This is a genomic window from Streptomyces sp. NPDC001941 (assembly GCF_040296945.1).
GTDB lineage: Bacteria > Actinomycetota > Actinomycetes > Streptomycetales > Streptomycetaceae > Streptomyces.
Genome location: NZ_JBEOYE010000004.1, coordinates 91,476 through 114,387, shown reverse-complemented (window position 1 = coordinate 114,387; position 22,912 = coordinate 91,476). Strand labels below are relative to the sequence as shown.

At 71.7% G+C, this 22,912-nt stretch carries 22 protein-coding genes; 15 read left to right on the top strand and 7 right to left on the bottom strand.

Annotated elements, in window-relative coordinates:
- Window positions 1–6: 6 nt before the first annotated feature.
- Both ABT160_RS05605 and ABT160_RS05600 read right to left on the bottom strand, forming a co-directional pair.
- A complete protein-coding gene (locus tag ABT160_RS05605) occupies window positions 7–723 on the bottom strand; it encodes a CoA transferase (RefSeq protein ID WP_351643885.1) in 717 nt (238 codons plus the stop codon).
- 164 nt (window positions 724–887) lie between these two features.
- Window positions 888–2,144, bottom strand: coding sequence for a pyridoxal-dependent decarboxylase (locus ABT160_RS05600; protein ID WP_351643882.1), 1,257 nt, complete (start codon window positions 2,142–2,144; stop codon window positions 888–890).
- Between the two features lie 345 nt (window positions 2,145–2,489).
- On the opposite strand from ABT160_RS05600, the gene ABT160_RS05595 reads away from it, so the two are divergent.
- Window positions 2,490–3,410, top strand: a complete 921-nt coding sequence (locus ABT160_RS05595; RefSeq protein ID WP_351643880.1) for a DUF3626 domain-containing protein — start codon at window positions 2,490–2,492, stop codon at window positions 3,408–3,410.
- On the opposite strand, the gene ABT160_RS05590 is transcribed toward ABT160_RS05595, so the two are convergent.
- Window positions 3,373–4,353 carry a helix-turn-helix transcriptional regulator gene (locus tag ABT160_RS05590; protein ID WP_351643878.1) on the bottom strand — a complete coding sequence of 327 codons (981 nt, stop codon included), beginning with the start codon at window positions 4,351–4,353 and terminating at the stop codon, window positions 3,373–3,375. The two genes, ABT160_RS05595 and ABT160_RS05590, sit on opposite strands and share 38 nt — an antisense overlap.
- A 122-nt stretch (window positions 4,354–4,475) precedes the next feature.
- Between ABT160_RS05590 and ABT160_RS05585 the strand changes: the two genes are divergently transcribed.
- Window positions 4,476–5,060: a TIGR03086 family metal-binding protein gene (locus tag ABT160_RS05585; protein ID WP_351643875.1), complete on the top strand. Its 585-nt coding sequence runs from the start codon at window positions 4,476–4,478 to the stop codon at window positions 5,058–5,060.
- Between the two features lie 58 nt (window positions 5,061–5,118).
- Window positions 5,119–5,529 carry a YunG family protein gene (locus ABT160_RS05580; RefSeq protein ID WP_351643873.1) on the top strand — a complete coding sequence of 137 codons (411 nt, stop codon included), beginning with the start codon at window positions 5,119–5,121 and terminating at the stop codon, window positions 5,527–5,529.
- Window positions 5,530–5,760: 231 nt separating this feature from the next.
- Here the strand turns inward: ABT160_RS05580 and ABT160_RS05575 are convergent, their stop codons facing one another.
- The 4 genes from ABT160_RS05575 to ABT160_RS05560 form a co-directional block, all read right to left on the bottom strand.
- A complete protein-coding gene (locus ABT160_RS05575) occupies window positions 5,761–6,972 on the bottom strand; it encodes a PucR family transcriptional regulator (protein WP_351643870.1) in 1,212 nt (403 codons plus the stop codon).
- 220 nt (window positions 6,973–7,192) lie between these two features.
- Window positions 7,193–8,134 carry a hypothetical protein gene (locus tag ABT160_RS05570; RefSeq protein WP_351643869.1) on the bottom strand — a complete coding sequence of 314 codons (942 nt, stop codon included), beginning with the start codon at window positions 8,132–8,134 and terminating at the stop codon, window positions 7,193–7,195.
- A 45-nt stretch (window positions 8,135–8,179) separates the two neighbouring features.
- Window positions 8,180–9,751, bottom strand: coding sequence for a DUF6801 domain-containing protein (locus tag ABT160_RS05565; protein ID WP_351643867.1), 1,572 nt, complete (start codon window positions 9,749–9,751; stop codon window positions 8,180–8,182).
- A gap of 101 nt (window positions 9,752–9,852) precedes the next feature.
- Window positions 9,853–10,488: a hypothetical protein gene (locus ABT160_RS05560; RefSeq protein WP_351643864.1), complete on the bottom strand. Its 636-nt coding sequence runs from the start codon at window positions 10,486–10,488 to the stop codon at window positions 9,853–9,855.
- A gap of 741 nt (window positions 10,489–11,229) precedes the next feature.
- Here ABT160_RS05560 and ABT160_RS05555 point away from each other — a divergent pair.
- The 12 genes from ABT160_RS05555 to ABT160_RS05500 all read left to right on the top strand — a co-directional run bounded on the left by ABT160_RS05555 (window position 11,230) and on the right by ABT160_RS05500 (window position 22,902).
- On the top strand, window positions 11,230–12,243 hold the full coding sequence (locus tag ABT160_RS05555) for an ABC transporter ATP-binding protein (protein ID WP_351643862.1): 1,014 nt from the start codon (window positions 11,230–11,232) through the stop codon (window positions 12,241–12,243).
- Complete coding sequence (locus ABT160_RS05550) at window positions 12,240–13,004, top strand: MlaE family ABC transporter permease (protein WP_351643859.1); 765 nt, start codon at window positions 12,240–12,242, stop codon at window positions 13,002–13,004. The genes ABT160_RS05555 and ABT160_RS05550 overlap by 4 nt, the downstream gene beginning before the upstream one ends.
- A 5-nt stretch (window positions 13,005–13,009) precedes the next feature.
- A complete protein-coding gene (locus ABT160_RS05545; protein ID WP_351643857.1) occupies window positions 13,010–13,816 on the top strand; it encodes an MlaE family ABC transporter permease in 807 nt (268 codons plus the stop codon).
- A 1-nt stretch (window position 13,817) separates the two neighbouring features.
- The gene (locus ABT160_RS05540; RefSeq protein WP_351643854.1) at window positions 13,818–15,071 is read left to right on the top strand and encodes an MCE family protein; all 1,254 of its coding nucleotides are present in this window, start codon (window positions 13,818–13,820) and stop codon (window positions 15,069–15,071) included.
- Window positions 15,068–16,171, top strand: coding sequence for an MCE family protein (locus tag ABT160_RS05535; protein ID WP_351643852.1), 1,104 nt, complete (start codon window positions 15,068–15,070; stop codon window positions 16,169–16,171). Before ABT160_RS05540 ends, ABT160_RS05535 begins: the two co-directional genes overlap by 4 nt.
- The gene (locus ABT160_RS05530; RefSeq protein ID WP_351643851.1) at window positions 16,168–17,235 is read left to right on the top strand and encodes an MCE family protein; all 1,068 of its coding nucleotides are present in this window, start codon (window positions 16,168–16,170) and stop codon (window positions 17,233–17,235) included. Before ABT160_RS05535 ends, ABT160_RS05530 begins: the two co-directional genes overlap by 4 nt.
- Window positions 17,232–18,257 (top strand): MCE family protein, encoded by a 1,026-nt coding sequence (locus tag ABT160_RS05525; RefSeq protein WP_351643847.1) that lies wholly within the window; start codon window positions 17,232–17,234, stop codon window positions 18,255–18,257. The genes ABT160_RS05530 and ABT160_RS05525 overlap by 4 nt, the downstream gene beginning before the upstream one ends.
- Window positions 18,254–19,549, top strand: a complete 1,296-nt coding sequence (locus ABT160_RS05520) for an MCE family protein (protein ID WP_351643845.1) — start codon at window positions 18,254–18,256, stop codon at window positions 19,547–19,549. Before ABT160_RS05525 ends, ABT160_RS05520 begins: the two co-directional genes overlap by 4 nt.
- Window positions 19,546–20,820, top strand: a complete 1,275-nt coding sequence (locus tag ABT160_RS05515) for an MCE family protein (protein WP_351643843.1) — start codon at window positions 19,546–19,548, stop codon at window positions 20,818–20,820. The genes ABT160_RS05520 and ABT160_RS05515 overlap by 4 nt, the downstream gene beginning before the upstream one ends.
- A 32-nt stretch (window positions 20,821–20,852) precedes the next feature.
- Window positions 20,853–21,455 carry a hypothetical protein gene (locus ABT160_RS05510; protein ID WP_351644198.1) on the top strand — a complete coding sequence of 201 codons (603 nt, stop codon included), beginning with the start codon at window positions 20,853–20,855 and terminating at the stop codon, window positions 21,453–21,455.
- Window positions 21,456–21,556: 101 nt separating this feature from the next.
- Window positions 21,557–22,234, top strand: coding sequence for a hypothetical protein (locus ABT160_RS05505; RefSeq protein WP_502984166.1), 678 nt, complete (start codon window positions 21,557–21,559; stop codon window positions 22,232–22,234).
- Between the two features lie 125 nt (window positions 22,235–22,359).
- Window positions 22,360–22,902 (top strand): Rv1363c family protein, encoded by a 543-nt coding sequence (locus ABT160_RS05500; protein WP_351643839.1) that lies wholly within the window; start codon window positions 22,360–22,362, stop codon window positions 22,900–22,902.
- Window positions 22,903–22,912: the final 10 nt, after the last annotated feature.

The window sequence follows — 22,912 nt, the reverse complement described above, 5'->3', positions numbered from 1 at the left end:
GTCGGGTCAGACGGTGATGCGACCGGCGCCGTCGTGGCGCAGGTGGCGCCACTTCCAGTCGAAGTCGCGTACGGGCTCGTGCACGGGCTCGCCGCGGAAGACGACCGTGACACCGTTGTCGTCGGGGCCGTAGGTGCCCGGCGCGTCCCACGGCGGAGTGCTGACGCGCTCCTCGGTGACCATCAGCTCGCCCTCGACGAGCTTGGCCAGGCAACTGGACTGGAACAGCACGTGGTGGCGGGGTGCGAGGCCGGTCTGGTTGAGCAGGGCGAGCGCCTTGAACGCCAGCCACAGGCCGCCGGAGGTGTCCCCCAGGTAGAAGGGCACGTAGGGGCCGTGCTCCATCAGGGCCCTGGCCTGCGCGACGGCGTCGAAGGAGCGGCCGTCGAACTCGTCGCGCATCGACACCCACGGCACGCCCAGGCGCTCCGCCTCCCGCTGGGGATCGATGCCCCACCGCTCCCAGGCGGTGGCGCGGATGTTGTCGATGACGACGTCGACGTCGCCGGGGGCCAGGGAGGTGATGTTCCGGGCGTGCCGGGGGACCAGCGTCTTGCCGTGGTTGATCCAGTCCCACAGCTCGTGGCCGCGGCGCAGCTCCTGCACCGGGTCGGGCTTGCCCTCCGGGTGCGTCCACTTGGTGATGTGGCAGCCCTGCTCGGCGAGGACCATGCCGGCGTAGGCGGGAAGGACGTAGGAACCGAGTTCGAGGACCTTCTTCATGGGGTGTCTTCCTTTCGGTCTTCCGATCCGGGATGGGGATCAGACATCAGGGACTCAGGGATGAGGAGTCAGGGCGCAGCGGTCAGGAGTGGGGACTCAGGGATGAGGGGTCCTGGTATGTGGTGAGGAGTGCGGTGGCGGAGGGACGGGCCGAGGGGCGTCGGTCAGAGGTCGCCGACGGCCGCCGACAGGTCGGCGAGCAGGCCGGGGACCGCGGGGCCGGGGAAACCGGGGCGGATCACGATCCGGGACGCCGTGCCCCGGGCCGGGTCGGCGAGGAGCCGGTACGCGGGCAGGTACCAGCCGCGCCGGCGCATCGCCTCGCGCAGCCGCTCGACGCACGGCGCGTCGGTGCCCCGGTCCTGGAAGGACACCACGGGCAGGTCGAGGCCCGGATTGAGCAGCCGCAGTCCGGGGGCGCGGGCGAGGACGGAGGCCACCGCATCGGCGACGCCCGCGCAGTGGTCCAGCGCCCGCCGGTAGCCGCCGTGCCCGAGATAGGTGAGCAGGTAGTGCTGTTGCAGGACGGGAGCGGCGGTACGGGAGAAGCTCAGCCCGATCTGCGGCTGGCCGTCGCCGATGTAGGCCGCGCTGTGCAGCAGCGCCGGGTCGCAGTCGGTGGGCGCGCGCCACAGCAGCCAGCCCACGCCCAGGCTCGTCATCCCGAACTTGTGGCCCGAGGCGTTGATGGAGGTGACCCGGGGGAGCTCGAAGTCCCAGCGCAGTTCGGGTCGTCGGAAGGGGGCCACGAAGCCGCCGGAGGCCGCGTCGACGTGCAGGGGCACGGAGGTCCCGGTGCGGTCCTCCAGCGCGTCGAGGGCGTCGGCGATGCGGTCGACGGGGTCGTACCGCCCGACCTCGGGCCCGCCGAGCGTGGCGACCGCGCCGATCGTGTCGGCGTCACAGCGGTCGGCGATCGCCTCCGGGAGCACCGACACCCCGTCCGCCCCGCCGGGCACGGTCCGGCATTCCACGTCCCAGTAGCGGCAGAAGCGGTACCAGCACGAGTGGGCGCCCGCGCCGAGCACCAGGTTGGGACGCCCGGCGCCGGTCGTCCGCTGCTGCCAGGAGCGCAGCAGGGCCAGGCCCGCCAGGAGCGCCGCTTCGGTCGACCCGGTGGTGGAGCAGCCCGCGGGGGTACCGCCGGGGCGGTGCCAGAGGGTGCCGAGCATGCCCAGGCACTCGCGCTCGATCTCGGCGATCGTGGGGTACTCCGCGCGGTTGACGAGGTTGGTGTCGTAGAAGAGCGAGGCGATGGCCTGGACTTCGGGGAGCGGCCAAGTGGTGGTGTAGCTCCCGAGGTTGCGTTCGGGACGGACGTCGGGACCTGTGCGGGTGCGAAGCGAGTAGTCGAGGCCGAGAGCCCTCCGTTCGCTCAGGGGACCGGATTTCGAAGTGAGGAGTTCACTTCCACGCGTCATCGGTTGCCGCTCTCTGGATCGGTGTGCTCCTGCCCACGCGTTCGCCTGGGCAGCTCCCGTGGGTTCGCCTTGGTGAAAGGGCTTTCGCGGGCTCCTCGATTAGAGGCAGGAGACAAGTCGGGCGACAACGTGCCCCGGGCATGTTCACCCCTCGGGACACGGGCGCACTCGGTACAAACATCCGTCGGGCGTACGCCCCTTGGAGGCGTCCGCCCCCGACCGCGCCACGGCTTCCCCGGACGTGCGACGGGCAACTCCGGGGGGTACGGGGCGGGCGTGGTCGGGGAGCCGCGAGGCGCGCGGAAACCGCGTGCATCGACCGGGCTCCCGGAGGACACTCGGGTCATGATCACCGAAGCGGACCGGACACCGGGCGCACGGGCGCTGTCCCACGTGCGGGAGCTGTCCTCGGGACCGCCCGTTGACCCGGGTCTCCGCGTGACCCTGAACTTCCACCCGGACCGGGACGCGCACGGGACGACCGCCCTCGCGGCCCTCGCCGAAAGCGGTGTCTACCTCTCGCAGTTCGCCACCGGTACCAGCAACGGCGGCCTGACCGCCCACCCCGGCGGCGACCGCTGGCGCTGGGAGAGCCGGATCTTCGCCGGCGCCTACGACGGCGCGCCCCCGGACGAACGACCGGTGTACGGCGCGCTGAACCACCGCCACAGCCCGGTCGGTGCCGCGCCGCGCTTCGGCTCGGCCCACTTCCGCCTGACCGCCGCGACACTCCGCCGCACCACGTTCTGCTACCCCGACAGCTGCATGGAGCCCACGGACTTCGGCACGGCCGACCGCATGGCGCTGATCCCGCTCGCCCTCGCCGACGACCAGGACGCCCTCGACGACTGCGTCGAGGCCCACGTCCACGGACCGGTCCGTCTCGCCGACGCCGTCGAGGCGCTCGTCCTGGACCCCAGCCACCGGGGCACGCCCGTGGAGGAGGCCGCGCGCCGGCTGCCGTGCGCCGTGGAATGGCACCCCGGCTTCCGCGTCACCGTCGACGAGCTGCGCCGCCATCCCGGCTACCGAGGGCCGGAGTACGTCGAACTGGCCGCGCGGATCGCCGAGGACGGCGTGCTCGACCCGCGCGTCCTGGGCGACGCGGCGCTCAGCGGGGAGCACGACCCGCAGGCGGTGAAGAAGGTCTGGCACTACCTCGCCAGGTTCGGCGCCCCGCGGGCCGACCCGGACGACCGGCCCGCGGCGGACCCCCGGGCGGGTACGCCTACGAAGGCGGTTCCGGCGGCGCGTACAGCGACGTGACCTCGGCGGCGGTCGCGGCGAGCAGCGCGCGGGCCTCGGGCGGGTCCAGGACCTCGACCAGGGCGCCGAAGCCGAGCAGCGCGCGCACCGCGCCCAGCTCGGGGAACCCCAGCTCCGCGTAGGCCCACTCGGCCCCCTCCGCCAGCACTGGGGGAGCGGTCAGGAAGCCCGCGTTGAACCGTACGAACTGGTCGACGCGCGCCGCCCGCACCCGTACCCGTACGCGTACGTCCGTCGGCCGCTCCTCCACCTTGCGGCGCAGCACCTCCCAGGCGTCGGCCAGCTCCACGCCCGCCACGCGCCGCACCGGCTCACCCGTCAGCTCCGCGCGGTGGACCCGGTCGGCGCGGTAGAGGCGGAAGGCGCCCTCGTGCGCGGCCACCAGGTACCAGACGCCCGCCTTGACCACGAGCCCGTACGGATCGACGGTGTACGTCCTCGTCGTCCGCGCACCCCCGTGGCGGTAGTCGAGGCGCAGCCGGAGGTCGGCGAAGACCGCGTCGTACAGTGCCCCGACGTCCACCACCCCCTCGGGCCGCGCGCCCGTGCGCCAGCGCACCGGGTCCACGATGATGCGGCGGCTGGTCAGCTCGGCGGCGGGACGGTGCGGCGCGGGCAGCGCGGCCATGACCTTGCGCAGCGCGGAGCCCAGGGCCTGGTCGAGGCCGAGCGCGGCGTGGGTCCCCTCGGCGGCGAGGACGAAGAGCGCGCGCGACTCGTCCTGGGTGAGCCCGGTGACGTCGGTGCGGTAACCGGGCAGCAGGGCTATCCCGCCGTGCCGCCCGCGCTCGGCGTACACGGGGACCCCCGCCGCCGACAGCGCCTCCACATCGCGGTAGATGGTCCGTACGGACACCTCCAGGCGCTCCGCCAGGTCACCGGCGGGGACACGGCCGCGGGTCTGGAGGAGCAGCAGGATCGAGAGCAGCCGGTCGGACTTCACGGGGCACCGTCCTGGGCGGGTCGTCGTCGCACGGCTTCACATCCCGAGGTAAACCTGACGGAAGCTATCAGGTTATCTCGGCACAGTGACAGCGTCATCGAGACCTGAGCACGAGGAGCGTCATGAACGACCCCCGACCGCTGTACGCCCGAGCCACCGGACAGCTCGCCGCACTGATCAAGACGGTCCGCCCCGAACAGCTCGAACATCCCACCCCGTGCGCCGAGTTCGACGTCAGGGCACTGCTCGCGCACGTCGTCGGTGGCGCCCATCGGATCGCCGTCGTGGGCGAGGGCGGCGACGCCCTCTCCCAGCCCGTGGACATCGAACCCGTCGCCGACGACGAGTGGAGCGTCGCCTACGACCAGGCCCGTGAGCGCGCGTACGCCGCCTGGACGCCGGACGACCGCCTCGCCGCACAGGTCACCATGCCGTGGGGGACGCTCCCCGGCGCGGGGGCCCTCCAGGCCCACGTGATGGAGACGGCCACCCACACCTGGGACCTGTCCCGGGCCCTGGGCGAACCGGTCGTGCTGGACCAGGAGATCGCCGAGGTCGCCCTGGAGTCGGCCCGCCGCATGGTGGCGGCCGACCGGCGCGGCCAGGAGAACGGCGTGCCGTTCGAGGCCCCCCGCGAGGCCGGCGCGGACGCCGACGCGTACGAGCGCCTGGCGGCCTGGCTCGGACGGGACGTACAGGCCCACTGACCTGGTACTTCCCCAGGCCGAACCGGCCGTTGTCAGTGGCGGCTGCCATGATCGCCGCATGACGAGACCACTGCTCCTCAAGGACGTCGAACAGGCCGTGCGCGACAGCTGGGGCGCCGACACCTGCACCCCCGTGCACCGGCCGCACTGGAGCGCGGACAACCCGGCCCGCGACCAGTGCGGTGTCACGGCGATGGTCGTCAACGACCTGCTCGGCGGCGAACTGGTCAGGGGCGAGGTGCACGTGGACGGCGAGCGGGTGGACTACCACTGGTGGAACCGGTTCGCCACGGGTGTCGAGATCGACCTGACCCGCGAGCAGTTCGCGCCCCACGAGAGCGTCACGGACGGCGTCGTCATACCCCGGCCGCCCGCGGCGGAGTGGCGGCGGCTGCGCGAGGAGTACGAGATCCTGCGCGACCGGGTCATGGACCGCCTCGGCCGGCCGCGCGGCGCGACGGACCTTTAGGACCTCCCCGGTCGATCACGGCTGGGCCGCTGCCCAGCTCCGCGACGACCGCGGCCGTGACCGTCCTCGTCACGGCCGCCGTCGTGTGCGTGGTCATGCCGGGCCGCACCGCCGACAGCTGAACGACTGTCAGGCGCGGCGTGGGAGGTGGCTGCCCGGCATGCCGCTCTGGGGGTTCCTCTCCGACGCTTCTACTCGGCCACTCGGCCACTCGGCCACTCGGCCACTCGTTCACTCGGCGTAGTCGTTGCCCTGGAGGTGCAGTGAGCGCAGCGCCGCCTCCATCGCGAACCGGTGGTCGGGGTCGGTGAGCTGGGGGCCCAGGTGGTTGTCGAGGTTGCGCAGCCGGTAGCGCACCGTCTGCGCGTGCACGCCGAGCACCTCGCCGACCTGCTCGGCCGGCGCCCGGGTGGAGACGTGCACCCGCAGGGTCTCCACGAGACGGCCCCGCCGCACCCGCGAGAGGCCGCCGAGCGGCGCCAGTTCACGCGCCGCCAGATGACCGACCAGGGCCGGGTCGGAGAGCAGCCACAACGTTGTCAGGTGCTCCTCGCAGCGCACCACGGGCGCGTCCGCGACGATGCCGTCGTCGATGAGCTGGAGCACCCGGCGCGCCCAGCGGATCGAGTCCGACGCCTGGTCCGGCGCGACGGTCAGGCCCACGACCGCGTGGGTCCCGGCCAGCGCGGCGTCCAGCATCGCCCGCCGCTCCGGCGTGAGCGGCCCGGGGATCAGCAGATGGGGCTGCGGGATGCCGAGGTCGGCCAGCACGTCCCGGTCCAGGCCGGCCTGGATGTGGTCGGGGGCGGGTGCGCGCAGGGCGACCAGGGTGCACTGCTCGGGCAGTTCCCAGTCCGCGTCCTGGGACAGTTCGGCGATCGTGGCCTGGGGCAGCGGGGACCCGGCCAGGATGAGGTGGAGTAACTGTCTTCGCAGCGCCGACACCTCGGACGCGGAGCGGGCCTGCACCTCGACGTACCCCTCGCGCGAGAGCGCTTCCAGCTCGTCCACGTACGCGAAGAGCGCGTCGGCGAAGGTCAGGATCAGCGTGGGGGAGAGGTTGTACTGGCGGCCGATGGTCTTGGCGCGGCGCAGCGCGATGCGCGCGCCCAGGCGGTACGCGCCCTGGAGCGTGTCCAGTTCACGCCCCTCGTAGGCCTCGACCCGGCCGAACTTCCGCAGCAGCTCGTCGCGCAGGGCCGAGTTCGTGCCGGGGTCGGCGACCCGGTCGACGAAGCCGGCCAGCGCCTGCTCGACGCCCTGGCGGATGGCGTCCGCGTTGGGCCCGTTGAGCAGCCTGGCGTACACCGGGTAGGCGCGCTGGACCTCGACGCGTATCTCCTTGATGAGCCCGGGTATCTCCGGACGCATCAGCGCGGCGAACTCCCTGGGGAGCGGGTCGAGCGGTTCACCGAGTGCCGGTGGCTGTGCGGTTGAGGGCATGACGATCCCTTGCTCTCCTGCGCGCCCGGTGGGGGGAGGGCGGTGCGGTACGGCGCCCTCCGTGGCGGGGAGGGCGCCGGTGCTGCCGTCAGGTGCATTGCTTCGCGGACTGCTGAAGCTAAATCAAGTTCCTTGTGCTGTACACCACTTGCGCAAGAGTTGGTGCCCAGGGGTGGCGGCGCGCCCGCTGAGCTGGCCGGTATTCGCCGCCCGGCGGCTGCTACTTGACAGCGGAGTGCCAGTTGCGGGACAGCGTCTTGCCTGCGTCGGGGGCGACCACGCCGGGGGCGAACAGGCCGCCGAGGTAGGTCTGGGTGTTGTTGAGAGTGAGCTTGTTCTTGCCGGAGGCCGCGGGCAGCCCGGTCTTGAGGTTGACCGCCGCGTTGACCAGGCCGAGGCCCAGGCCGCAGCCGCTGGCGCCGGGCACCGCGAAGGTGCTGTCGCCCTGGGTGGAGCCGAGCAGGTTGAGGCGGCTCATGTCGCCTTCCTCGTTGGCCGAGCCGTCGCCGTTGAAGCGGTCCACGCCGAAGCCGGGCGCGGTGGAGTTGGCCGGGCGCAGCAGGATCGGGTTGGCCTTGGTGCCGATGTAGCAGTTGTCGCCCAGGATCGGGTTCTGCAGGTGGATGCGGACCGGGATGGTGACGATCGGCATGTCCGTGAGGACGCCCGCGATCTGGTCGAAGTTGGAGGGCGTGCCCACCGACTCCATGGTCGCCGTGATCTTGTTGAGCTTGGCGTCGCTCAGGGTCTGGCAGATCTCGGTGATGCCGGGCAGGTTGCTCGGGCACATCAGGCCGAGCAGGCCGCCGGGCACGGTGGCCGAGTCGGCGATGAGCGCGCCGGAGGCCGGGGCGACGACCGAGCTGGTGCCGTCGCTGTTCTGGATCGTGCCCATCTGCAGGTTGGTCCTGGCGGTGATCACGGTGGTGTTGCCCAGCTTGATGGAGCCGCTGGCGGAGGACGAGGCGACGCACTGCGGGGCCTTGTCCAGGCCGTCGGTGGCCATCATCGGGCCCGCGTCCACCGGACAGCGGGTGAACGGCGCCCAGCCGCCGTTGAGCACCGGGTCGGCCGCCGTGGCCGTCCCGAGCGAGGCGAAGGCGCCCAGCGCGGTGAGCGCGGAGAGCGTCGCGAGTCTGGTGCGCCTGGTGACGAGGGGCATGGCGGCTGCCTTTCCTTGACGGGGGCGTGGTGCGGTGGCGGGGAATCAGCGCTCGGGCTTGGGGACCACGTAGGGCTCGCGGTCCTCGGTGCACTGGTTCTCGGTCGGGACGTCCTCGATGACCTTGCAGGTCTGGCCCTGGATCTGCTTGATGTAGTTGCCGGGACCCGAGATGGAGGCGGTCAGCAGGCGGTCGAGGTTCTCGCCCTTGCTGCCGCACCCCTTGAACGCGGGGATCGTGACCTCGCCGGTGAGCGGGCCGCCTGAGGTGAGCACGTACCCGGTGGCGTCCGTGCCGTTGACGAGCTTGCCCTTGCCCAGCATGACCAGGTGGTCGCCGGGGTACTTGGCGGGGTCCGGGTCGGCCGACTTCAGGGACGTGGCGGTGCGGCAGTTCGGGCCGACGTCGAGCCGGGTCCCGTTGACCTTCACGTCCAGGACGTGGATCTTCAGCGGTACGCGTACGTACGTCTCGGCGATGTTGTCCGGGAAGCTCAGCAGCACGTCCGAGCTGACCACCATCGGACCCGTCTGTTCGAGCACCATGGTGGCCGTGGCGGGCACGAAGTCGAAGGTCAGGAAGGTGGACTTGAACGGCGGGGTCTGCTTGCGGCCCTGGTAGTCCAGGTAGCCCGGCGACGTCTGCACCAGGTGCAGCGGACTGCCGTCCGGCGGGAACACCAGCTCCGGCGGCCCCTGCTCGATCTGGACGCAGGACACCGGGATCAGCGAGGCGCCCTTCTGCTTGCGGACGTTGGCGTAGCCCGTGATGTAGGCGTTCAGCGACACGTCCGTGGGGTTCTTCTTGATGCAGGGCGGCGCGTCGCGCTTGGGCGCGGCGGCCCGGACCGAGGGTCCCTTCGCCTTGGCCTTGGGGCCCTTGCCGGGCGACGGGCTGGTGCCGGGCTTGCCGGGCGCCGTCGTACCGGTCCCCCCGGGCTCCGAATGGGAGGGCGAGCCGCCGGGGGAGGGCGAGGTGGTGCCGGTGTCCTCGCCCACGGGCACGGTGACGAGCTTGCCGTCCCCGCCGGAGGCCTTCGGGTCCAGGGCGCAGGTCACGCTGAGCGACGGCGGGGTGGCGGCCGCGCCGTCGGCGAGGGCGAGCGCCAGGTCCAGGTCGAGCGCCCCGGCGGTGAAGACCAGCGGCCCGGCGCTCGCCGTGGACACCGCCGGCACGTCCCCCGTGGTGGACAGCTCCAGCGGCCCTTCGGCGGGTACGGCGACGGGCTGGGCGGAGCCGGGCCAGCTCGCCGGCGCCTCCTCCGCGCCCTGGCTCGCGGTCACGGAGAGCCGGGTGGCCGGCTGGGCGGTGGCGGCCTTGAGCCCGGTGAGCTCGGCAGTGGCGGCGGCCGGCAGCTCGACGGCCGTGGACACCTTCACCGGCCTGATCTCCTCGCCGGTCCGAGCCTGCGCCGGGAAGGTCGCGCGCACCCGGACCTTCACCGGCTGCTTGCCCGACGGGAACGCGCACACGTACGGCAGTTCGGCGTCGACCTCCTGCGGCCCCACGGCCGCCGCCGCCCCGGGAAGCAGGGGGGCCAGCGCGACGAACGCCGCCACGGCGGCGTAGCGGGTGCGGGCTCGGGTGGTGCGCGGGGTGGCGGGGAGGCCTGTCATGGGTGGTGTCGCTCCGCTCGGGGTGGCGCCGGTTCGGGAGGCCGCAAGCCCGCACCCGCCCGGCCGGGGTGGCCGGCCGGGCGGGTACGGAGCCGTACTGCTTACGGGTTCGAGCCGACGATCGTCGGGATCGTGGTGGTGCCCGTCTTCTTGACGAGGTAGGCGCCGGTGAAGATCGGCTTGGCGCCGTTCGGCACGGCCGAACCGCAGTTGGTCGAGTTCGACACGATCAGCTCACCGCTGGTGCTGGCGACCGACAGCTTGCCCGTGGAGTTGACGTAGTTGCCGGAGGCCTTGCCCGTGACGCGGAACTTGCAGGCGCCGACGGTCACGTCGGCGACGATGTTGCCGACGTAGCCCTTGGTGGTGCCGGTGGCGGCGGTGTAGTCGGCGGCGTTGATCGTCCACGGGGTGGTCGGGACGGTGGTCACGTTGCCGAGGACGCTGGTGCAGGGGGTGCCCGCCGTGCCGAAGTTGATGGCGCTGATGGAGGCGACGACCGCCGGGTTGCCGGTGGCGCTCGCCATGGTGCCGGAGGCGCCCGAGGTCGTACACGTCATCGCGATGCCGTTGACGCTCAGCACGATGTTGCCGCTGTTGGTCGCCGTGAAGCTGGCCGGGGAGGGGTTGACCGTCCACACCGTGGAGGGCACGGCCAGGGCCGGACCGGTGGCGAGGGCGAAGGAGGCGGTGGCCGCACCGGCGACGATGGCGAACTTTCTGATGGCGTTCTTCATGACTCTGGGACTCTCCTTGGGGATTGACCGGCAGAGGTTGGGCCGCGGCGGAACAGTGGGGGCGGGGCCGGGCGGCCCGCGGCTCGGATTTCCTCGGCCGCGAGCCAGACGTTACTTGCGGGAAACTTCCCTGAACAATGGCGTAGTTCATGATTCTTTCAAGATGTGGAAATACCTGTTCCCTGGGTGAGCGATGCCGGGGCGCACCTTGTCGCCAGGTGCGTAAAGTCGACATTTTCGGTGGTCGGAGGGCGGGCTCGTGTCAGCGCCGTGTCAGGCCGCCCCGTACTTTGTCAGCGTTGCGCCAGAAAGCGCTCCGCGGTGACAACTCCGCGCGCCCGTTTGGCTCCTGGATGACAAAAGGAACCTGGCCGTACGCGGTCTCGCGAAAATCTCAGAACCTGGTATTGCCGCCGGAGGTTACCCAGCCGTAGCGTTCCGGGTGCGACGCTCGACTCCAGGTCGGCGGCCCCCCGCCGCCCGGAGTCCCGGGGGGCGGCAACCGGTCCGGACCCGGTACGGGACGGACGCCCGTCGGCGCGACCCCGCGGATCCGGCACCCGGAGCCGCGGGGTCCCGCTGTATCTCCCCGGAGACAAGCGGGGCACCGGACTTTGTCTGCGCGGTGACAAAACCCGGGATCGTGTACGGAATTGGCTGCCGGACCTATTGTCCGGGAGATCCACAAGGACTTAGCGTGCGGGCCGCGACACACGCGCGAGAGCGCTTGCTGGAGGTGAGATGGGTATCGAAGTAGTGGTTGAAGGCCTGACCATGTCCTTTGGCAAGCAGAACATCTGGCAGGACGTGACACTGACCCTGCCGGCCGGGGAAGTCAGCGTCATGCTGGGACCTTCGGGCACCGGCAAGACCGTATTCCTGAAGTCCCTCATAGGACTGCTCAAGCCCCAGCGGGGCCGCGTCCTCATCAATGGCGTCGACATGGTGAACAGCCCGGAACGCGACATCTACGAGACGCGCAAACTCTTCGGGCTCATGTTCCAGGACGGCGCCCTCTTCGGGTCGATGAACCTCTTCGACAACATCGCCTTTCCGCTGCGCGAGCACACCCGCAAGAAGGAGTCCGAGATCCGCCGCATCGTCATGGAGCGGATCGAGGTCGTCGGCCTCCTCGGCGCCGAGGGCAAACTCCCCGGCGAGATCAGCGGCGGCATGCGCAAGCGCGCCGGACTCGCCCGCGCCCTGGTCCTCGACCCGCAGATCGTCCTGTGCGACGAACCCGACTCGGGGCTCGACCCCGTGCGCACCGCCCTGCTCTCCCAGCTGCTCATCGACCTCAACGCGCAGATCGACGCGACGATGCTCATCGTCACCCACAACCTCGACATCGCCGCGACCGTCCCCGACAACATGGGGATGCTCTTCCGCCGCAACCTGGTCACCTTCGGGCCCCGCGAAGTCCTCCTCACCAGCGACGAACCCGTCGTCGCCCAGTTCCTCGGCGGCCACCGCGAAGGCCCCATCGGCATGTCCGAGGAGAAGGACGCCGACACCATGGCCGCCGAGGCCGCCACCGTCGCCGCCCGCCGCGCCGCCGCGCCCCGCGAGATCGTGCCCCAGCTGGAGCCGTCCCCCGGCCTGCCGCCCCGCGGCGCCGTCGCCCGCCGCCGCGAGCGCGTCCTCGGCATGCTCGACACCCTGCCGCCCGCCGCCCGCACCGCCATCCGCGACACCTACGCCAGGGACGGCGCCGCACCCACCCTGACCCTCCCGGCCACCGGGAGCGGCGCGTGATCACCGCGGCCCTGCGCCAGACCGGGCGGCTCTTCGCGCTCGGCGCCGAAGTGGGCCGGGCCATCTTCCGACGGCCCTTCCAGTTCCGCGAGTTCATCGAGCAGTTCTGGTTCATCGCCAGCGTCACCATCCTGCCCGCCGCCCTGGTATCCATCCCCTTCGGCGCCGTCATCGCCCTCCAGGTCGGCTCGCTCACCCAGCAGCTCGGCGCCCAGTCCTTCACCGGCGGCGCCAGCGTCCTCGCCGTCATCCAGCAGGCCAGCCCGCTCATCGTCGCCCTGCTGATCTCCGGCGCCGGCGGCTCCGCCATCTGCGCCGACCTCGGCTCCCGCAAGATCCGCGAGGAACTCGACGCGATGGAGGTCATGGGCGTCTCACCCGTCCAGCGCCTCGTCGTCCCCCGGGTCCTCGCCACCATGGGCGTCGCCGTCCTGCTCAACGGCCTGGTCTCCGTCGTCGGCACCCTCGGCGGCTACTTCTTCAACATCATCCTGCAGGACGGCACCCCCGGCGCCTACCTCTCCAGCTTCTCCGCCCTCGCCCAGCTGCCCGACCTCTACATCAGCGAACTGAAGGCGCTGATCTTCGGGTTCATCGCGGGCATCGTCGCCGCCTACCGCGGACTCAACCCGCGCGGCGGCCCCAAGGGCGTCGGCGACGCGGTCAACCAGTCCGTCGTCATCACCTTCATGCTGCTGTTCTTCGTCAACATGATCCTGACGGGCATCTACCTGCAGATCGTCCCGCCGAAGGGAGGCTGAGGCCGATGGCCTCCCCGCTCGTCTGGCTTGACCGCTCCGGCGACCAGCTGCTGTTCTACCTGCGCGCCCTGCTCTGGATCCCGCGCACCCTGCGCCGCTACCTGCGCGAAGTCCAACGCCTGCTCGCCGAGGTCGCGTTCGGCTCCGGCGGCCTCGGCGTCATCGGCGGCACCATCGGAGTCATGGTCGCCATGACCCTCTTCACCGGCACCGTCGTCGGCCTCCAGGGCTACGCCGCCCTCGACCAGATCGGCACCGCCGCGTTCACCGGATTCGTCTCCGCGTACTTCAACACCCGCGAGATCGCGCCCCTCGTCGCCGGCCTCGCCCTGTCCGCCACCGTCGGCGCGGGCTTCACCGCCCAGCTCGGCGCGATGCGCATCAACGAGGAGGTCGACGCCCTCGAAGGCATGGGCATCCGCTCCATGCCCTACCTCGTCACCACCCGCATCATCGCCGGTGTCGTCGCCGTCATCCCGCTGTACGCCATCGGACTGCTGTCCTCGTTCTTCGCCTCGCGCCTGACCGTCGTCTTCTTCAAGGGCCAGTCCCAGGGCACGTACGACCACTACTTCAACCTGTTCCTGTCACCCACCGACGTCCTGCTCTCGGTGCTCAAAGTACTGATCTTCAGCGTGATGGTGATCGTCGCGCACTGCTACTACGGCTTCCGCGCCAGCGGCGGCCCCGCCGGCGTCGGCGTCGCCGTCGGCCGCTCCGTGCGCAACGCCATCGTCCTGATCAGCGTCACCGACTTCTTCCTGTCGCTCGCCCTGTGGGGCGCGACCACGACCGTGAAGGTGGCGGGCTGAGATGAGGAGTCCCCACGGCGAGCGGCTGCGCCGCAGACTCGCCGGCGTCGCCTTCCTGCTGGTGCCCGCGCTGCTGGTCTGGCTCGCGATCGCCGTGTACGACAAGCAGTTCACCGCCTCCGAACCCGTCACCGTCGAGACCGGCACCGTCGGCAACGAGATGCACCTGGGCGCCGAGGTCAAACTGCGCGGAGTCGTCATCGGAGAAGTACGCCGCATCGACGCCACCGACACCGGCGCCCGCCTCACCCTCGCCATGGAACCCGGCGCACTCGACGACATCCCCGCCGACGTCACCGCCCAGATGCTGCCCACCACCCTGTTCGGCGAACGGTTCGTCGCCCTCGTACCCCCCGCCAGCCCCTCGGCGCAGCGCCTCGACGCGGGCGCCGTCATCCCCGAGGACCGCTCCAGCAACGCCGTCGAACTCCAGCAGGTCCTGGACAACGTGCTGCCCATGCTCACCGCCGTCCAGCCGCAGAAGCTCTCCGCCACCCTCTCCGCGGTCTCCAAGGCCCTGGAGGGACGCGGCGACCAGCTCGGCGACACCCTCGTCCAACTCGACGACCACCTGCGCAAGTTCAACCCGCAGCTGCCCACCCTCAACCGCGACCTCAAGGAACTCGTCAAGGTCAGCCAGGTGTACGCCGACGCCGCGCCCGACATCGTCCAGGCGCTCACCGACTTCACCACCACCAGCACCACCCTGGCCGAGAAGGAGAGCGACCTCGTCGGCACCTACGGAGCCGTCACCCGCACCTCCGAGGACGTCACCGCCTTCCTGCGGCAGAACAAGGACAACATCATCCGGCTCAGCGCGGACAGCAGGCCCACCCTGGAACGGCTCGCCGAGTACTCCTCGTCCTTCCCCTGCACGCTGCGCACCATCGCCGAGTTCGTGCCGGCCATGGACAAGGCCCTCGGCAAGGGCACCAACCAGCCGGGACTCCACGTCAACGTCACCACCGTGCCCTCCCGCGGCGCCTACCTGCCCGGCCGCGACACACCGTCGTACGCGGGCGGCGACGGCCCGCACTGCTACCCGGTGCCCTACCTCGGCGTGCCCACCGCGCCCGCCGCCCGCGCCACCGCCGCCGCCGACCAGGACCTCGGACCCGCGAACTCCCCGCAGGAGAGCGCCCTGGTCAACGAACTCCTCGCGCCCGGCGCCAAGAAGCCCCCCGGTGACCTGCCCGAGTGGAGCAGCCTGCTCGTCGGACCCGCCTACCGCGGAGCGGAGGTGACCCTGCGATGACCACCGCACCCACCCCCGTGGACGACGCCCCCGCCACCGAGGACGCCCCCGCGCCCGCCGACCACCTGCGCCGGCGCGGCCTGACCGGACCCGTCCTGAAGTCCCTCGCGTTCCTCGTCGTCACCGCCCTGTCCACGACCGTGCTCGCCTTCAGCATCGCCAACACCGGCACCGGCTCGGCGACCAACGAGTACAAGGCCCTGTTCAGCGACGCCACCGGCCTCGTCGACGGCGACAGCGTCCGCATCTCCGGCGTCAAGGTCGGCGAGGTCACCGACGTGCGCGTGGTCGACCGGCGCACCGCACAGGTCACCTTCAGCGTCCGCGAGGACCGCGCCGTGCCGCGCTCGGCCACCGCCGCCGTCAAGTACCTCAACATGGTGGGACAGCGCTACGTCGCCCTCGACCGCGGCAGCGGCGACCTCGACGGCACCCTCCACGACGGTGACACCATCCCGCTGGACCGCACCACCCCCGCCCTCGACCTCACCCTGCTCTTCAACGGCTTCAAACCGCTCTTCGAGGGCCTCTCCCCGAAGGACGTCAACGAGCTCGCCGGATCCCTCGTCCAGGTCCTCCAGGGCGAGGGCGGCACCGTCGACAGCCTGATGCGCCACATCGGCTCGCTCACCACCACCGTCGCCGCCAAGGACAAGGTCATCGGCCAGGTCGTCACCAACCTCAACACCGTGCTCGGCACGCTCAACGACCGCGAGAGCGCCTTCGACGACCTCGTCACCACCCTCCAGCGGCTCGTCACCGGCTTCAACGGCGACCGCAAGCCCCTCGGCGAGGCCGTCCAGGCCATGGGCGACCTCACCACCGCCACCGCCGGACTCCTCCAGGACGGCCGCGCGCCCCTGAAGAAGGACATCCGCGACCTCGGCAGGCTCTCCGGCACCCTGGGCGACCACACCCCGCAGATCGAGGACTTCCTCGCCAGGACGCCCGCCAAGATGACCGCCCTGGCCCGGCTCTCCTCGTACGGGTCCTGGTTCAACCTCTACCTCTGCGAGGCCCGCGTGAGCGGCGTGAGCACCTCCGACGGCTCCAAGCCGCCCACCGGCATCACCGTCAGCGAACCGAGGTGCCGCGGATGACCACAGCCCGCCGGCGCCCCGCCGGGCCCCGCTTCAAGCCCGTCAAGGAACGCGACCCCGTCCACGTCGCCGTCGCCGGGCTCGTCGTCCTCGCCGTCCTCGGCACCCTCGCCTACAACATCGACGACCTGCCCCTGGTCGGCGACGACACCACCTACAGCGCCGACTTCACCGAGTCCGCCGGACTCGACACCGGCGACGAGGTCCGCATCGCCGGCGTCAAGGTCGGCCAGGTCACCTCCGTCGCCCTGGACGGCGCCAAGGTCAGGGTCGACTTCCAGGTCGGCGACGCCTGGGTCGGCGACCGCAGCACCGCCGCCATCGCCATCAAGACGCTCCTCGGCGACAAGTACCTGGCCCTGGACCCGCTCGGCTCCGGCCGCCAGGACCCGGACACCCGCATCCCGGCCTCCCGCACCACCTCCCCGTACGACGTCACCCAGGCCTTCCAGGACCTCAGCGGCACCGTCGACGCCATCGACACCCAGCAGCTCGCCGAGAGCTTCAAGACGATCTCCGACACCTTCAAGAACTCGCCCCCGCACGTACGCGAAGCCGTCAACGGACTCTCCGCGCTCTCCCGGTCCGTCTCCAAGCGCGACACCCAGCTCGCCCAACTGCTCAAGGGCAGCCAGAAGTTCACCAAGACCCTGCAGAACAAGCAGTCCAGCTTCGAGGTCCTCATCGAGGACGGCAGCTCCCTGCTCGGCGAACTCCAGAGCCGCCGCGACGCCATCAAGGCCCTCCTCAAGGGCAGCCGTGCCCTGGGCACCCAGCTGAGCGGACTGGTCACCGACAACCAGCGCCAGCTCGGACCCACCCTCAGCGCGCTGAGCCGGGTCACCGGCGTCCTGGAGAAGAACACCGCCCAGCTCGACAAGACCCTCGCCCTCGTCGGCCCCTACTACCGGCTGATCGGCAACACCCTCGGCAACGGCCGGTGGTTCGACAGCTACCTGTGCGGCGTGGTGCCCCGCGACTACCTGCCCGCGGGCTCCCAGCCCAAGACCGGATGCCAGCCGCCCCGGCAGCAGGCGGCGGCCCAGGGAAGCGGTGAACGATGACCACCCGCAGCAGACCCCTCGTCGTCGGACTCGCCGTCGCGGTCCTCGCCGCCGCGGGACTGGTCACGTACACCGTCCTGGACGACGAAGGCACCCGCGTCACCGCCTACTTCGACCGCGCCGTCGGCATCTACCCCGGCTCCGACCTGCGCATCCTCGGCGTCCGCGTCGGCCACGTCGAATCCGTCGACCCCGAGGGCACCAAGGTCCGCGTCCGGCTCGCCCTCGACGACGGCGTCCGCGTGCCCGAGGACGCCCGGGCCGTCGTCGTCGCCCCCAGCATCGTCGCCGACCGCTACGTCCAACTCACCCCCGCCTACACCGGCGGCACCGCACTCGCCGACGGCGCCGTCCTGCCCGCCGACCGCAACCGCACCCCCGTCGAGATCGACCAGCTCTACTCCTCGATCACCGACCTCGCCAAGGCGCTCGGCCCCGACGGCGCCAACTCCGCCGGAGCCCTCTCCGAACTCCTCGACACCGGGGCGAAGAACCTCAAGGGCAACGGCGCCGCCATCGGCGACTCCGTCAAGGAGTTCGGCAAGGCCGCCCGGACCCTCGACGGCAGCAGCGAACAACTCTTCACCACCCTCGCCCAGTTGCAGACCTTCACCACCATGCTCAAGGACAAGGACGGCGACGTGCGCAGCGCCCAGGAGCGCCTCGACGACGTCGTCGGCTACTTCGCCGACAACAAGGACGACCTCGCCGGGGCGCTCTCCGAACTCGGCAAGGCCCTCAGCCAGGTCAAGACCTTCATCAAGGACAACCGCGGCGAGCTCAAGAACAACATCGACAAGCTCGTCCCCATCACCCAGACCCTGGTGCGCCAGCGGGCCTCCCTCGCCGAAGCCCTCGACGCGGCCCCGCTGGCCGCCGGCAACGTCGTCAACGCGTACAACAAGAACACCCGCACCCTCGACGGCCGCGCCAACCTCAACGAGATCAGCTCGGGCGGACCGCTCCTCCCGCTGCCCGTCGCGGGCGGCACCTCGGCGGCCACCGGAAAGGGGAACCGGTGAGACGCGGCGCGGCCCTGGCCGGCAAGACCATCGGCGTCGGCGTGGGCGGCGTGATCGCCCTCGGCCTCGGCTTCACCCTCGCCGTCACCTCCTTCTCCTGGGGCCCGCCCCGGTTCGACGGCATCGAGGACCTCCCGCTGCCCGGCGGCGCCGACCTCGGCTCCCACCCCTACACCGTCGTCGCCGAACTCGACGACGTCCTCAGCCTCGTCCCCCAGTCTGCGGTCAAGGTCAACGACGTCGCCGTCGGCCGCGTCACCGACATCCGCCTCGGCGACGACGGCTGGACCGCCCGCGTCACCATGCGCGTCAACGGCGACGTCCACCTCCCCGCCGACGCCACCGCCCGCCTGGAACAGTCCAGCCTGCTCGGCGAGAAGTACGTACAACTCATCGCCCCGTCCAGGACCACCGGCGGCACCCTCGCGGGCGGCCAGGTCATCCCGCTCTCCCGCACCAGCCGCAACAGCGAGGTCGAAGAGGTCTTCGGCGCGCTCTCCCTGCTCCTCAACGGCGGCGGCGTCAACCAGCTCAAGACCATCACCCAGGAACTCAACAAGGCGCTCGGCGGCCGGGAACCCCAGGTCCGCTCCATGCTCCAGCGCGTCAACACCCTCGTCACCGACCTCGACGCGCACCGCGACGACATCACCCAGGCCCTCGACGGCGTCAACCGGCTCTCCGCCACCCTCGCCACCCGCAAGGACGACGTCGACACCGTCCTCACCACGCTCTCGCCCGGCCTGAAGACCCTGGAGAAGCAGCGCGGCTCCCTGCTCACCATGCTGCGCGCGCTCGACACCCTCTCCGGCGTCGCCGTCTCCACCATCAACGCCAGCAAGGACGACATGGTCGCCGACCTCAAGGCGCTCGCGCCCACCCTGAAGGCGCTCGCCGACGCGGGCACCGACCTGCCGGACTCCCTCCAGGCGCTCCTCACCTACCCGTTCACCGACGAGGTGCTGCGCGGCGTCAAGGGCGACTACCTCAACACCTACCTGCACATCGCCGCCGCACCCGGCACCCAGGTCATCCCGCCACTGGTGCCCCGCGAGGACCCCGACCCCACGCCCACGCCGACGGAGGAGCCCACCGGGGAACCCACGGAGGAACCGACCGAGGAGCCCACCGGGGAACCCACGGAAGAGCCCACCGACCAGCCCACCGAGGAACCCACCGGCGACCCAGGCCCCCAGCCCGAAGGCGTACGGCACAACCGCTCGCCGCTGCTGCCCCTGCCGGTCGTCACCACCTCCCCGACCACGCGCGCGAACGGAGGCGGCAGCCGGTGATCACCCTCGCCGTACGGCTGAAGAACCTCGCGTTCCTCGTCATCGCCGTCCTCGTCCTCGGCTTCGTCGGCATCCGCTACGCCGACCTCGGCCGGTTCGCCGGAGTCGCCGACTACTACACCGTCGACGTCCACCTCGCCCGCACCGGGGGGCTGTTCACCCACTCCGACGTCACCTACCGGGGCGTCTCCGTCGGCCGCGTCGGCGACATCGGCCTCACCTCCGACGGCGTCGTCGCCCAACTGCGCATCAAGAAGTCCGCGCCCCGCATCCCCGCCGACGCCAAGGCCGTCGTCGCCGGACTCTCCGCGGTCGGCGAGCAGTACGTCGACCTGCGCCCCGAGAGCGACGAAGGACCCTACCTCGCCGACGGCACCACCATCGAACAGTCCGCCACCCAGGTCCCCGCCCCCGTCACCGACGTCCTCACCAGCATGAACGACCTCACCAGCTCCGTACCCCTGGAATCGCTGCGCACGGTCGTCGACGAGTTCGGCAAGGCCTTCGAGGGACACGGCGAGGACCTCCAGGTGCTCCTGGACAACGGCAGCGCCTTCGTCCAGGCCGCCGACCGCGCCCTGCCCTCCACCACCAAGCTCATGAACGACGGCGCGGTCGTGCTGCGCACCCAGGCCGAAGAAGCACAGGCCATCAGGGACTTCGCCACCGGCGCCCGCACCCTCGCCACCACCCTCAAGGGCTCCGACACCGACCTGCGCCGCCTGCTCACCGTCACCCCCGACGCCACCACCCAGGTCAGCGGACTGCTGCGCGACCTCGACCCCAGCCTCGGCGTCGTCCTCGCCAACCTGCTCACCACCTCGCAGATCGCCGTCACCCGCCAGCGCGGCGTGGAGGAACTCCTGGTGAAGTTCCCCGCCGCCGTCTCCGCCGGCGCCACCGCCGTCGACGGCGGCAAGGTCAACTTCGGCATGGCCGTCACCTTCTTCAAGCCCCTGCCCTGCACCTCCGGCTACGGCGGCACCCGCTACCGCAACGGCCTCGACCTCGGCACCGCCCCCGCCCTCAACACCAAGGCCGGCTGCACCGCCCCCGCCTCCTCGGGCCTCAACGTGCGCGGCTCCGCACACGCCCCCGGCAGCGGCGCCGTCCCCACCCCGGCCAAGCCCGGCTCCCTGCCCTCCGGCAGCACCGCCGCCCCCACCTCCACGACCCCCGCCCTGCCCGGCGCCCTCGCGCTCCCCGGCCAGGGCGCGGGCCCGACCGACCTGGCCGGACTGCTCGGCCTCACCAGCGGAGGCAGCCGATGAAGCCGATGAAGCCGATGCAGCGGATCAAGTCGATGAAGCGCCTCGGCCGGCCGTCCCGGTCCCGGGGACCCGCCCCGACGCGTCCGGCCGGGCGCACCCGAGCCCTCACCGGCGCAGCCCTGGCCGTCGCCCTCGCCTTCTGCGGCACCGGTGCCTGGACCTACTCCCAGGCCCGCACCGACGACGACCTGGCCTACGGGCGGGCCCGCGACGCCGCCCTGGAACAGGGCCGCCACCACCTCGCCGTGCTCAACACCCTCGACGCCTCCACCCGCGACCACGCCGAGGACTCCATCGCCGCCTGGCGCGAGGCGTCCACGGGACCGCTGCGCGCGGAGCTGGGCACCACCGAGCCCACCACGGGCGCCTCCGCCCGCGCCACGGTCACCGACGCGGCGGTCACGGCGCTCGACACCCGCGCCGGTACGGCGAAGCTCATCGCGACCGTACGCGTCGACGTCACCGCGCAGGGCGCCACGAAGGCCACCAGCGACCGCAAGCGCTTGGAGGCCGTCCTGGACCGCACCGGCGAGGACACCTGGAAGGTCAAGGCCCTCAGCGCGGTCCCGGTCGCCGGGGCCGCGCCGGACAAGGGGACGGGAACGGGCACGGCCGAGGGGAGCGGGAAGAAGTGAACCGGCTGCTGCGCAGGACGAACGGCGCGTCACGGAACGCCGAGGAGATGCCGGAGGCCGTGGCGGAACCGGCGGACACCAGTACGGAAGTGGCGGCCGCCATGCCTGACGAGACGGCACCAGCGGAGCCGGACGGCCCCGAAGCGCCCCGAGCCGCCGAAGGCCCCGAAGACCCCGAAGACAGCGACACCGCCGACCTTCCCGATGCCGATGCCGATGCCGATGCCGATGCCGATGCGGACGCGGACTCCGACGCCACCGCCCCCCGCGCCCGGCGTGCCGACGTCTGGCGGCGCGCCGTCATCGGGGGTGTCGCCGCCATCCTCCTGATCGGCGGCTGCGCCTTCTTCTACGGCGCCCACCAACTGCGCTCCACCCCCTCGGCCCGCAACCAGGCCCTCACCGACGCGGCCGCCACCACCCGCGTCGGCGGCGACGTCAACGACGCGCTCGCGCGGGTCTTCTCGTACACGCCGACCGGTGCCGACGCCACCGAACGGTCCGCGCGGACCGTCCTGGCGGGACGCGCCGCACGCCAGTACACGGAGCTGTTCGCACAGGTCCGCCAGAGCCTGGCCCAGCAGGGGATCACCCTGTCCACCCAGGCCGTACGCACCGGTGTCATCGACCTGCGCGGCGACACCGCGCACGTCCTGGTCTTCCTGGACCAGACGTCCACCCGGGCCAAGGGCACCCCGACCAGCTCGGCCGCCCAACTGAACGTCACGGCACGGCTGTACGAGAACCGCTGGCAGATCGTCGACATCAAGACCCGCTGACCCGCTGACCCGCGCACCGAAGGAGCCCCCGGACCCGCGAGCCCGGCGGCCCCGCACCACACGAACACCGCACGCGGTACCACCCTCAAGGCCCCGCCGACCCCGGCGGGAGACAGGAGCACCCCATGGCACGCGGCGTCCGCGCCCTGACCGGAACCCGGCCGCTCCTGGCCGCGGCGCTGGCGCTCACCCTGCTCGCGGGTGGGTTCGCCGCCTGGACCGGATGGGACTGGTACGACGCCTCCCACGACGACTCCGCCGGGTACGCGGCCCAGCGCGACACGGCCCTGGAGGCCGGCGAACAAGCCGTCGTCAACCTCAACACCCTCGACCACAGCAAGGTGGACCAGGGCCTGGACCTGTGGGAGTCCTCCACCACCGGGGACCTGCACAGCCAACTCGCGCAGGGGCGGACCGAGTTCGCCACCCAGGTGAAGGCGGCCAAGACCGTGACCACGGCCCGGGTGCTGTCCGGGGCGATCACCGAGCTCGACGACCGCGCGGGCCGGGCGCGCCTGCTGGTCGCGCTGCGCGTCACGGTGCGCACGGCGGACGACAAGAGCTCCGACAAGGACAGCCGCATGCTCGGCGAACTCACCCGCGCCGAAGGGCGCTGGAAGCTCAGCGCCCTGGGCCAGGCCCCCGTGGGCGGCGCGTCGACCGGCTGACCGGTCCCGC